This is a genomic window from Mycobacterium sp. D16R24 (assembly GCF_002013385.1).
GTDB lineage: Bacteria > Actinomycetota > Actinomycetes > Mycobacteriales > Mycobacteriaceae > Mycobacterium.
Genome location: NZ_MAEV01000053.1, coordinates 1 through 11,233 on the forward strand (window position 1 = coordinate 1; position 11,233 = coordinate 11,233).

Here is an 11,233-nt window from a genome sequence, read left to right on the forward strand (position 1 = left end):
GCATCGCAGTACACGACCGTGAATTGTCCAGCCATTTCAGCCGCGATGACCGAGGCGATCGCCGATTTGCCCACACCAGGCGGGCCGGCCAGCAGCACACCCCGGCGACCGCCGAGCCCCAGCTCGGTCATCGTGGAATGTTGACTGCTGACCCCTCGCACGTTCAGGTCGATTTCGTCCCACACGTCCTCGGTGGCGATGATTTTGCTGCGAGTGGCGTGGGGGGCGTCGATGATCTCGAACGCCAGCCCATGATTACCGAGACTGGCTTGTAGGACGCGGCCACGGAAGATGTTGAGTTCGCCAGCGCGAGACATTATCTGCTGCAGCAGTTTTCGCCCTTGCTGCTGGTCGTCTGGCCGTACATGTACTGAAATGCTGGACGCTTCACCTCGGCTCAGTGCCGGTGTCGATCGCAGGGCAACGATTGCATCGAGTCCGGGGACAACGGTGTCGGTGTAGAACGCGACGTCGGTTGGGAAATGCAGTGTCTCGCCGCCGGCTTCGAAAGTGCCCCACCGCGGCGGCTCGGGTCGGTAACTGTGGGGACCCGTCTGGGGCTGGTGAGCGTTGAGTAACTCGGCGATCGCTAAACCACCAGTGATCCGTCCAACTCCGGACAGATTGTGGGTTTCGCTGACCAGTTCTGCGATAGGCAGACCAAGCGACCGCTCACAGAACTGTTCGAAAGCGTCCCTCTCGGGTGCTCGCGCAGGAACATTGTTCAGCAGATCGGCCAGCGCCCGTAGCGCGAGTTGGGCGCTGTATTCCTGGGCGGCGATCCATTCGGGCAATCCAGCGATGCTGACGCCTGCTGTTGAGCCAGCGGAACTGGGGGTGGTGGCTTCGAAAGGTGTGATATCTGCGGTTGTCATGAAGACGGTTCTCCTTGTGGAATCGGGTACCAACACCCAGCCTCGGCAGTCTCACCGCCTCAGCTCGGTCGAACATGTTGGGACACCGTCGCCACAAAACCGCAGGCGACTACCGATCACACACTTCGAATAACGACACTCCCGCCAGATTGACAACCCTCGGAAGACACAGCCTCGAAAATCCATGCTACCTGCACCCGGTGACGTGTTCGTTTAGTCGAGGGATCTCCCCGCCAGCGAAAAAACCGGGGAAATTGCGGGATCTAAGGCAGCACATCGCTATCCACGTGGCGCAGTTCCCGGTACGGTTTCAGAGGTAGTTGCTGCGATGTTCGCTCTGGTCGCCAGGGCCTGCAACCGGTTCCTGAAATGTGCTTAGCGGCGGGGGTACACGTGTCTGATGAACAGTTGAAGGTCGATCTTGCGGCGCTGGCGAAGTTGTCGCCGGAGTTGCAGGGGTTGGCTGCGAGGTTGACTAAGACTGCGAGTGCTCATCCAGGTGGTGAGTCTGGTCGGTCTCCGTCGACGGTGGCTATCGGCAAGCTGGTGAGCAAGTCGGTCCCTAACGTGCAGCGGAGTTTGGCCGCACGCCTGAACACCGTGGCTGACCTGTCGGCGCAGACGGTGACGCAGTTCGGGGATACCGAGGAGCACGTCACCCAGGCCATACGCTCGGCGGCCGGGTTGGCGTTGACTCGTGATGTACCGATGGGGGAGCGCTGATGTCCGCGCGGTCGTATCAGTTGTTGTTGTCTACGCCGACGAAGGCCAATATTGAGCTGATGCGTCAGGCGATGGTGGCTGGGGTCGAGATTCAGCAGACGGGCGCTGACTACAAGACGGCGGTGGAGCGTCCCGGTGGCGAGTACTGGGACGGTGCGGCGGCGGATGCGGCACGGGAGACCGCTAGCAGCGACGAGAAGGTGTTTCTCGGTGCCGGGCAAGCGATCCTGAATGGCGCACCCAAGGTTATCGACGCGCTCTCGCGGGAGTTGGAGCAGCAGAATGCCACCATCGCGCTGCACGACCAGGCAACGGGTGATCATTACAAGATCGCCGATGATCTGACCGTCGAATGGGACGCGCCCAAGGGCGCTTCCGATGAGCAGATCGCCAAGGGCAAGGAGTACGCCGCCAATATCCAGGCCCGGCTACAGCGGTTGTACGACGCGTGGGGGGCTGCCGACCTAGAGGCGGCCAGTCAGGTCGATGCCATGGATTTGGATACCCTGCTGGCCCCGGTGGGCGGTTTGGATGCGGCACGCGGTAACGAGGATGGCTCAGCTCTGCAAGGCGGATATGTCGATCCTGAGCTGATTAAACGGGTGCGTGCCGCCAGCGTCCTGTCGCCCGAACAGGTTGATGCGCTGGCCGCTGGTAAGCCGGTGACCATCCCGTCCAACCAGATGCAGTACCTGTATCAGCTGTCCCGCTCGCTGGATGGCAAGACACCCGGTGAGGTCAATGCGTTTCTCAACGGGATAGGCAACCCGCAGGACCGCACGGCGGTCAAGGATGCGTTGGCGATGGTGTCTAACAAGAACATTCGCTCCGGGATCGAGAACAAAGCCGGGGTCACCGAGGCCACCCGAGGCAACTTCATCCCTACCGCTGGCAGCGTGTCCAACCTGCCCGATGGGGTGCGTGAAGCCCTCACCCGCGCCGACCGGGTGGGAGTCTCGTTCGACAACGCTGCGCGTGGGTATGGCGGACCACAGACCGAACTACGTGGTGTCGCCGATATGCAGGATGTGGCCGATATCTTCCAGGGCGTCACCCCCGGTTACCTGAATGGATCGGAGGCCGCCCAGGCGATGCTCGGCGCAGCATCGGATTACTCCAACGCCGAGATCAACACCCACAACGACAATTTGAAGGACTTCACCAGCGGCATCACCTCCGATGCACGCGGTGACTTCAAATCCGCAGTGGCCGATATGTTCCAGGCCGGTAGCGCCGATCACGTGGACATCGCCGAGATGGCCCGCGAGCCCGAAAGTGCTTCACCGGGCGCGGATTCGTTCCTGCGGGCGCTCAATGAGCAGCACTGGGGCGATCAAGGCGCCAAGGTCGATGATGTCCTCCAGTGGGCCGCCGACGACCCCACCAACCCGTACGCGCAGCAGGTCGCTAACGAGCAAGCCCACTACCTGGCCGACCCCGAACACCAGGACGCGCTGCGGGACCTGCCGGGACCGGGCCAGCATTTCACTGGGGATTCGTGGGCCGAGGCCAACCCAGAATTGGCTAAAACCACGGCGCGGCTTGAAGGTTCACACGTCGCCGAACTGTTCGGCGCCGATAACTCCAACACCCCGGAGATCAAGGCACTCCCGGACGCCGACCAGGCCAAGAACCTGATGGCCAACCTGGACCGGAATGAAGACGCCGCCAAGATCATCAACGGCGGCGCCTACAACGAATACGCGCATAACCTGTCCCACGCGGCCCAGATGCCCGAGGGGGCCGAGCGGGACAACGCATTCGAGGACGGCGGTCGCATCAAGCGCGGCATGCTCGACGGCGCGATGGACGCCCTGAACACCAAGGATGCAGACCCAGCCACCAAGAAGCTCGGCGAATGGGTCACCGGACAACTCGGCGTCGATAAGGCGTTCGCCCCCATTGAAGGCCTCGAAGCTGCCGACCAGGCTATCCAAGGCAACGGCACCCCAGCCGACGCCGCCAACAAAATGGTCACCACCGGCCCATACGGCTTCAACACCCTCGACAGCCAAAAAGCTATCCTCAACGGGTTACTCCAGTCCAACCCAGACCTCGCGAACTACCCCGACCTCGACCGATACCTAACCAACGGCCACCCCGACCCCCTCAAGATTGCGCAAGATGCCAATGGCGCTCGCACCCTGATCGGAAATGTGCTGCGCGAAAACGGCTTTGCCCCAGACCAGTGGCAGACGCAAGAACAGCAGGGCGCCGACCCCACCAACCGCAAATGGCGACCAACCGGATAGCGGGCGCCCTCACGGCGCTCCTAACTCTGACCGTTGTTGGATGCCAGCAACCGGATACACCCTCGCCACAGCCACCGGAAGACAAGCAGCAGTACACATTCCGATGGATACCCAACCCAAGCCTGGACCTCATGTCTCCCGAAGGCACCTTCGTCCGCGCCATCTCCGAGTCATACTGGAGCGCGGGCCTCTCCTACCGCAACGGGAGATTGGCCTTAGCTGATAAGGGGTATCCCGGGGTCGAACACGCCGAGAACAATGTTTTCGATGGAGGGGACCTCGGGTACTTGGGAGGCGACCCCAGTCAGCCCGTCGTTGTCGGCACGAGATATTACGAAGTGGTGGATTTCCGCCGTGACGGTGCACGCTATACCGCGACAGTCTGCGACTACTCTGGCCAGACCGCGCAGAAGGAACGCGACGGGAGCTACGGCAGCCGCGGCTCGACTCCGACCGGCATCACCAAGGTGTACACCTTCGGCCCCGATCCATCGCTGACACCCGATCAACAACACGCCCCACCCGCTCAGCAGCGCGGCCCCGCACGGCGGCCCACAGACGACGTCTTCGGGACCTGGCTCCTGTTCGAGGAACCGCGCGTTAGTGACGAACAACGCCGCGTATGCAACAAGCTCGCACCAGGTACGCCCCCAGATTGGCCCGACATCTACAGGCGTTCAGAGCCACCTCCAACCTTGCCGCCAGACCCCGGATGGCCCGAGGGTAGTTCGGCGTAGCGGCGGAGATTGGCCTAAGCGACCCCGTCAGCGCAGATGTAGACCTGCATATTGACGCCGGTACGATTTGCGCATGTACGTGCCCGTTCAACGCAGCGGGCCTGCCATCCGAGCGGCCCTGGCCGCCGCAGCTCCCGACGAGCTGCCCGAGTTCGAAGCCGAGCTGCGCATCGCGCTCGCCGAGGCCGATGAGGACCTCGATCTGGCGCGCGTCGACCATGTCCTCAACCGGTGGTGGGGCCGTGCCCACCTGCGCCTCAACCCGCCAACACCCGAAGAAAAAGCCGTGATCGCCCAAGTTGCCGCCGGCACGCACGAGCCACAACCATCCGCCACCAACGCGCCGACAGATGCCCATACGCCGGGAGCTGGCCGTGTCATCGACCACGACTAACTCTCAAGTCGGGCGACACCGCAGTTGTCGGTCTGATCCGTTCATGATGGCTGCGATCAGCCCAAACCTCCCCCGGCCATCGCGTTGAAGTACGCGATGGCGTCGTCGTGGCGTTGGTCGTAGTGATTCGGATCTGTGCCGTCCCACTCGCGCTGTGCGTCGCTCCACTCCTGTAGTGGCACTGCAGTTTTAGCGTTCGGCGCGGCGTAGTAGAACGCGAACTGGGCCCGTTCTTTCCATAGGCCTGTGGGTATTGCGGCGACCATGGCCCCGGTAGGTAGATACACCCAGACCGAGGCGCCGATGTTGTTCGAGTCAAAACCGATTGTGTTAAACGGCGCAGGCAGGTCGGCGTCGTCGTAGGAATGATCTAAAACAGCCCAGCCAGCCGGCGGTGCTTCGTCGTTGTTCACCACCCCATGATGGCAGCGGTTCTCGGCGTGTCTGGCCGTCACCAAGAACCGCAGCCGCCAGTAGCTCAGGCCTCGGCCCGCTCGGACCGTGGCCTGGCAACCAGGTGGTGCCGTATCACCTCGGTTCAGCCGTTGCCGAATGGTGGCGGCTATCAAGATCAGATAACCAGGTGTTTTTCTGCGGGGTTGTTTCGTTGCTGGGTGTCCGAGTTCAGGTGTACTGTCACAGCAATAGCCGCTGATCATATGTAACTGGAAGTCTCGCCTATGAGCACACCTGCACGCCACGCAGCACAGGGCCCGTCGCGGCCTGTGGCGGTGACCGACTGCCGCGACCTGGCCGCCGTCAGCGAACCCTCGGGTGATATCGCGCCACTACCGGCACCCGGTGATCAGTCCAGTTCAGGACGACACGTGGCCGCGGTGATCGCCGGAGCCGCCCTGGCGACCGCGGCGGTGGCCGGTCTGCATCATCTCTACCGAGCCGGTGACGGCTTGAGTGATTTGGCGGTATGGATTGTGCCGCTGCTGTTCTGGTTTTCCTGCCTGGGCGGCGGCGTCAAGCTCGCGATGTGGGGTGCTAGACCGCTCACTGCGGCGGTATTCGACGTGGGCAAGACACGCTTGACCGAGACGGGGCACGCTGTCGTGGCTAGTGTCGGCGTGATCGCCGGGGCGTGGGGCATGTGGTTCACGTTCAGGGGCGGCTACGGCACGTGGTGGCATCAGATTTCCGGCGAGACCGGCTGGTCGCTGATGTTGGGTGTGGTGCAGATGCTCGTGGCGGTTGCCGCGGGTGCTGCGTTATTCACCGGCGGCAAGTACCTGGCCGGTTTGGTCAAAGACGCCCTGGTCGAGGCGGGCTTGCTCGCCGAGCACGACCGCAGCGGCCACGGCAACGGTGCGCCGTCGCATCCGGCGCTGCTGGCCGCCCTGATTGCCGGTGGGGCTGGATTGGTGATCCTGACGGCCTGGCTTGCCCCGCGCCTGTCTGCGACCATCGCCGGCAGCCCTGTGCTGCCTGCTATCGCCGCGATCGCAGCGGTGATGGTGTGGGCGGTCGGGTCGAACCTGGGCTGGTGGCAAGGACTCTCAGGCCTGTATACGTGGGCGACCGCCGCCTCGCAGAAGGCTTCCGCGACCGCTGCGGTGATCGCGGTGCTGATGTTCTCGGCCGGCGGTTTGGGCCTGGGGTGGTTCACCCCGGCCACGGTGCCGCAGGCTCACGCGGCGTGCCCACCGGATTGCGGTGGCGGCGGTGGTCTGGATGGCCCACCGGGGGGCGGTCAAATGTTCCAACCGCCATCGCAGGGTGGCCAGCAGCTCCCTGACTACAACAGCGGCAATTACGGCCGCCCTGGGCTGGATCAGAACAGCGGAATCAGTATCTACAACGAAAACCCTGCATCCGGGCAGGTTCCGTCGCAGACCGGCGGGCAGCAGTCCATGCAGGAGCCGCCGTTTCGGGCCAACCCGGATGGTTCCTGGCAGGCACGCAACGGCGAATGGTCACCACCGAACTATCAGACCGCATCTCCGGGCCTGACCCAAGGCCCTGGGCGGCCCAATCCGGACTTCCCCGGGAACCAAGCCGGGCAAGCCAATCCGGGCTCACAAGGCGGCAACCAGGGGGCGCAGCAGCCCGCGCAACAAGCACCCCGGCAGGCACCTGAACAACCGCAGCAGGCGCCCCAGCAGCCCAATCAGCAGCAGCCGCAACAGTCTGATTCGCAGAAGATCGACGATCTGACTCGACAACTGCAGGATCAACAGCAGCAGTCCACCCAGGACCGGCAGCGTCTGGATGATCTGACCCGCCAGCTGCGCCAGCGCGACAACCAGAAACAGCAGCAGCTGCCGCGGTTCCCGTCCAAGGACGACAAAAAGGACCGCGACCAGCAGGACCGTGACAAGCAGTCAGGTAATAACGATCTGGCCGCGCTACTCATGGGAGCGGCCTCTACACGGCGCCGCAAGCAGGACGGCCAGGAACAAGGCCCGGATACCCAGGCGCTCGGCCAAGACGCCACTCAGGCCGCGCAATCACTGCCCGGCGACGTGCAGACGTACGTGCAGTCCGGTCAGCAGATCGGCCAATCGTCTGGGCAAGCCGCCCAGGGCTTCGCCACTGCCGGGCAGGCGGGTGCCTCTATCGCGTCGTCGGCGCAGTCAGGGGCGGTCAACCCGCAAGACGCGATCACCGTGGTGCAGGGCGTCTCACAAGGCATCCAGGGCACCGCGGATGCGATCAATGCAGGCAGCCAGATCGTGAAAACCGCTCAGGGAGAAGCCGACCAAGTCGCCCAAGCCGTAAGCGATGCCAACCCGCAGCTCAAGCCTCAGGTCGAGCAGTTCACGCAACTCAACGACACTGTGTCGAAGGGCACCGAGGGCGTTGGCCAAGTCGCACAGCTCACCTCGCAGGGAGCTGGCGCGGTCAACACGTTTTCGGGCGCCGGAGCTCCATCGGATGTGCAACCGGTCGATTTCCAAAGTGGCCCCGTACCTGACGGAACTGCTACTGCGATGAGCACGGGGCTGCAGAGGGCGCCGCAACAACCTGCACCGGCAGACCCGGCCGACCCGCCGCCGTTTCAGATCACCGAGGATCAGTTCAAGCAGATCTACAAGCACTATGCGTTGCGTTCTTCTGACGGGTCGAACTACACGCCGGTGCCGCCCGATGAGCTTGCCGGGGACGTGACGTCATGGACGAACGTAATCAACCAGACGTTGGCTGAGCGGCAGATCAATTCTCCGCTGCGTGCGGCGGCGTTCCTGGCTGAGTCGTCAGAGGAAACCGATTGGGGCGCAACACTGACCGAGTATTCAAGCGGTGTTCAGTACGAGGGCCGCACGGATCTGGGAAATACGGAGCCCGGCGATGGGCCCCGTTTTAAGGGGCGCGGCGGCATGCAGCTCACGGGTAGGCATAACTACACGTTGGCAGGTCAAGCACTTGGCTATGATTTGGTTGCCCGCCCGGAAACGTTGGCCGGCAACCTGACTGCCGCATTCCGGACAGCCGGATGGTATTGGACCGATGGGCGTCCCGATGTCGGTAATTTCAATGACCTTGCCGATCAAGGCGATATCGTCGGTATCTCGCATGCGATCAACGGTGGGGAGTGGGGCCTGACCGAGCGGATCCAGGCCTACAACGAGATCCTGCAGATGTTCGCAGGCCCCAAGTGAAACGCCGCCTCTGGACCGTCAGCGCGGTCATGCTGTGTGCTGTGGCGTGGGTGCCCGCATGCAGTACAGCGGCAGCTCCCACGGAGCCACGACCATCTGACCGAGCGCAGGCCACAGCCCCCGTCCATGGGACAGCACTAGCGACCACCACCGCGCCCTCCAGCGCAGCAGGCGCGACGGGCCAGTCCGGCGGCCACCAATATTCGGTGCGGATCGATGCACTCGAAGGATCTACCGACGACCACACTGGGACGTGGAAGGCACAGGTCGGTCAACTCATTGGCGGTGATGAACGAGTAACCAGCGCATTCAATAACGCGAGCCGCCATTCGGTGACCGGGCTGATTGACGATGCCCGGTCCGAGGCGCGAAGCGACAGTTGGGGTCTTGACGCCAACTCCACGGTCTCCTTCCGGCCATCGGCGGTATCGCAGGTGACCGTCGGCGTGTATTACGCAAAAGGCGCAGCACATCCGGTCAACTACATCGCCACCATTGTCATCGACAGCCGAGACGCCCAACCAATCACCTTGCAAGACCTGTTCACCAACAAACAAGACGGGCTGAACCGACTATCGGAAAAGTCTGCGGCCATCCTCGGAATCGATAGCAACACACCCGGACTACGGGCCACCGATAAGAACTTCGCGAACTGGATCCCCACCGCCCAGGGTTTCGAAATACACTTCGCCGACTACCAGCTCGGACATGGCCTGAGGGTCACGACCATCCCATGGTCCGACCTCGCCGATCTCCTGACACCCAGCATGAATGCGCTCACACAAAGCTAGCCATTCGTCGTGAGAGACGGGTGATTCAGGCCGACTTTTCGTGCACCTGCCCGCGCTCGGCGGGCATTCTGGCGCTGCCCGGTTAGAGGGCACCACCCCTTTTTTGGCGTGGGAGAATTTCGTATGTCGTATGCACCGGAAATCCTTGCCGCACTTCGTGATCTGTGTCGGGAACGTCAAGCCGTTACCAAAACTGGTTACCTCACCGAGTCGGAATACGAGTCGATCGATGAGGCCATAGAAGAACTCGGCGGCGAATACAGCCCTGGTGTTGTCGACTGGGGCGGATCGTTGCGTCGCTGTTTGTTCGGCTGACCTCTGGTCACGGGGGTGCTGTCCTATAAGGGGATCGGTCTGCGCGACAGTCAATTTTCGACCGTCAGCGCGTCGCGGCCTGTGACAATGGTGTCCCGTAAGAACCGCCCGGTGATGTGCCCGTTAGGGGAGGGGTAACCGCTACGCGTGTCGCGACACAGCGTTGGCGATCGCCGATACGGTCAATTTCATGTTGATTGGGTACGCGCGAGTTTCGACAGATGAGCAAGACACCGCCGCTCAAAGGGCTGGGTTGGAAGCCCTTGGGGTGGATCCGGAGCGAATCTATGTCGATCACGGGCTCACGGGCACTCACCGTGACCGACCCGAACTCGAGAAAGCACTCGCAGCCTGCCGCGAGGGAGACACCCTCGTGGTGACCAAATTGGATCGCCTCGCCCGCTCAGTACCGGATGCGCACGGCATCGCCCAGGAATTGGGCTATGGAGGTGTGAAGTTGAACATCGGTGGCTCTGTGCATGATCCATGTGATCCGATGGGCAAGTTGATGTTCAACGTGTTGGCCATGATCGCTGAATTCGAGGCTGATCTGATCCGGCTGCGCACCCGGGAAGGCATGAAGATTGCGCGGGCCAAAGGTCGGCTACGTGGCAAGCAACCCAAGCTCACTAAAGCCCAGCACCAACACCTGATGGCCCTACATTCCGCCGGCGAGCACACCAGTGCTGAGCTGGCCGAACTGTTCGGGGTGGCCCGCTCCACTATCTACCGCACCATCAAGCGTGTGAACCGGGCTGCAGCAGATCGGCCGGTAATGCAGTGAGCTCGACCCATATCTTCGTTGACGAATCCAAGCATCGCAATTATCTGTTGGTGGCCGCGACGGTAGTCTCCGGCGATCTGGAGCCTCTGCGAAAATTGGTACGCGCCATGGTGTTACCTCGCCAACGTCGTTTGCATATGGCCAAAGAAAGCGACTCCCGGCGAAAGGTGATCGCCGATGCAATCTGCGCGGCTGAAGTGACCTCGATGGTGTACACCGCCGATGCGGGCACTTATCGGCGTGAACTCGATGCTCGATACGCCTGTCTTCAAGCGCTTGTTCGCGACACGGACCCAAATCTGAATATCCGGATCATCCTCGAACAAGACGACTCGCTCATCGACTGGGACCGCCGCCAGCTCTACACCCTGACTCGCCAGCATGTTTCACATATGCAGTACGCCCATCACCGTGCGGCCACCGAGCCATTACTGGCCCTGCCCGACGCGATCGCCTGGTGCTGGGCCAAAGGAGGGACCTGGCGGACCCGCATCGAGCCGGCTATCGCTGGCATCCGGCAGGTTTAAACCGGCCCCAGATAGCGCGAAACCCGGCTCACCAACCGTCCGGATGGCTGCCGGGTTCACTTCCTTTGGCTAGTGCCGCAGGCTGATGACCAGTCTACAGCGATTTGATGAGTGGTCAACAACATCAAATACCGAGCTTGCGGACCCGCCGAAACAAGATCTGACGCTGTGAACAGGTGTTTCAGGAAAGATGCGGGACCGAATTAGTTAGAAACGATACCGCCCCG

General features: G+C 62.4%; 11 protein-coding genes. 9 read left to right on the plus strand and 2 right to left on the minus strand.

Annotation, left to right across the window (positions count from 1 at the left end; genetic code table 11):
* Window positions 1-875 (minus strand): AAA family ATPase (locus B4383_RS25885; RefSeq protein ID WP_139361067.1); only part of this gene is annotated, 875 nt, incomplete at its 3' end.
* A gap of 393 nt (window positions 876-1,268) precedes the next feature.
* On the opposite strand from B4383_RS25885, the gene B4383_RS25890 reads away from it, so the two are divergent.
* From B4383_RS25890 to B4383_RS25905, 4 genes are all read left to right on the plus strand, one after another.
* The gene (locus tag B4383_RS25890) at window positions 1,269-1,598 is read left to right on the plus strand and encodes a hypothetical protein (protein WP_078283157.1); all 330 of its coding nucleotides are present in this window, start codon (window positions 1,269-1,271) and stop codon (window positions 1,596-1,598) included.
* Window positions 1,598-3,850 (plus strand): hypothetical protein, encoded by a 2,253-nt coding sequence (locus B4383_RS25895; RefSeq protein ID WP_064628411.1) that lies wholly within the window; start codon window positions 1,598-1,600, stop codon window positions 3,848-3,850. Before B4383_RS25890 ends, B4383_RS25895 begins: the two co-directional genes overlap by 1 nt.
* Window positions 3,832-4,587, plus strand: a complete 756-nt coding sequence (locus tag B4383_RS25900) for a hypothetical protein (protein WP_064628412.1) — start codon at window positions 3,832-3,834, stop codon at window positions 4,585-4,587. Before B4383_RS25895 ends, B4383_RS25900 begins: the two co-directional genes overlap by 19 nt.
* A gap of 73 nt (window positions 4,588-4,660) precedes the next feature.
* On the plus strand, window positions 4,661-4,981 hold the full coding sequence (locus tag B4383_RS25905) for a DUF6247 family protein (protein WP_074245418.1): 321 nt from the start codon (window positions 4,661-4,663) through the stop codon (window positions 4,979-4,981).
* 56 nt (window positions 4,982-5,037) lie between these two features.
* Here the strand turns inward: B4383_RS25905 and B4383_RS25910 are convergent, their stop codons facing one another.
* Window positions 5,038-5,394, minus strand: coding sequence for a hypothetical protein (locus B4383_RS25910; protein WP_232783772.1), 357 nt, complete (start codon window positions 5,392-5,394; stop codon window positions 5,038-5,040).
* 267 nt (window positions 5,395-5,661) lie between these two features.
* Between B4383_RS25910 and B4383_RS25915 the strand changes: the two genes are divergently transcribed.
* The 5 genes from B4383_RS25915 (at window position 5,662) to B4383_RS25935 (ending at window position 11,006) form a co-directional block, all read left to right on the plus strand.
* Window positions 5,662-8,589 (plus strand): glycoside hydrolase family 19 protein, encoded by a 2,928-nt coding sequence (locus B4383_RS25915; RefSeq protein ID WP_078283152.1) that lies wholly within the window; start codon window positions 5,662-5,664, stop codon window positions 8,587-8,589.
* 206 nt (window positions 8,590-8,795) lie between these two features.
* A complete protein-coding gene (locus B4383_RS25920) occupies window positions 8,796-9,380 on the plus strand; it encodes an RsiV family protein (RefSeq protein WP_232783773.1) in 585 nt (194 codons plus the stop codon).
* Window positions 9,381-9,503: 123 nt separating this feature from the next.
* Window positions 9,504-9,695: a hypothetical protein gene (locus B4383_RS25925; RefSeq protein WP_064628415.1), complete on the plus strand. Its 192-nt coding sequence runs from the start codon at window positions 9,504-9,506 to the stop codon at window positions 9,693-9,695.
* Between the two features lie 190 nt (window positions 9,696-9,885).
* Window positions 9,886-10,479 carry a recombinase family protein gene (locus B4383_RS25930; RefSeq protein WP_064628422.1) on the plus strand — a complete coding sequence of 198 codons (594 nt, stop codon included), beginning with the start codon at window positions 9,886-9,888 and terminating at the stop codon, window positions 10,477-10,479.
* Entirely contained in the window at window positions 10,476-11,006 is a 531-nt protein-coding gene (locus B4383_RS25935) for a hypothetical protein (protein WP_064628416.1), read from the plus strand. The genes B4383_RS25930 and B4383_RS25935 overlap by 4 nt, the downstream gene beginning before the upstream one ends.
* Window positions 11,007-11,233: the final 227 nt, after the last annotated feature.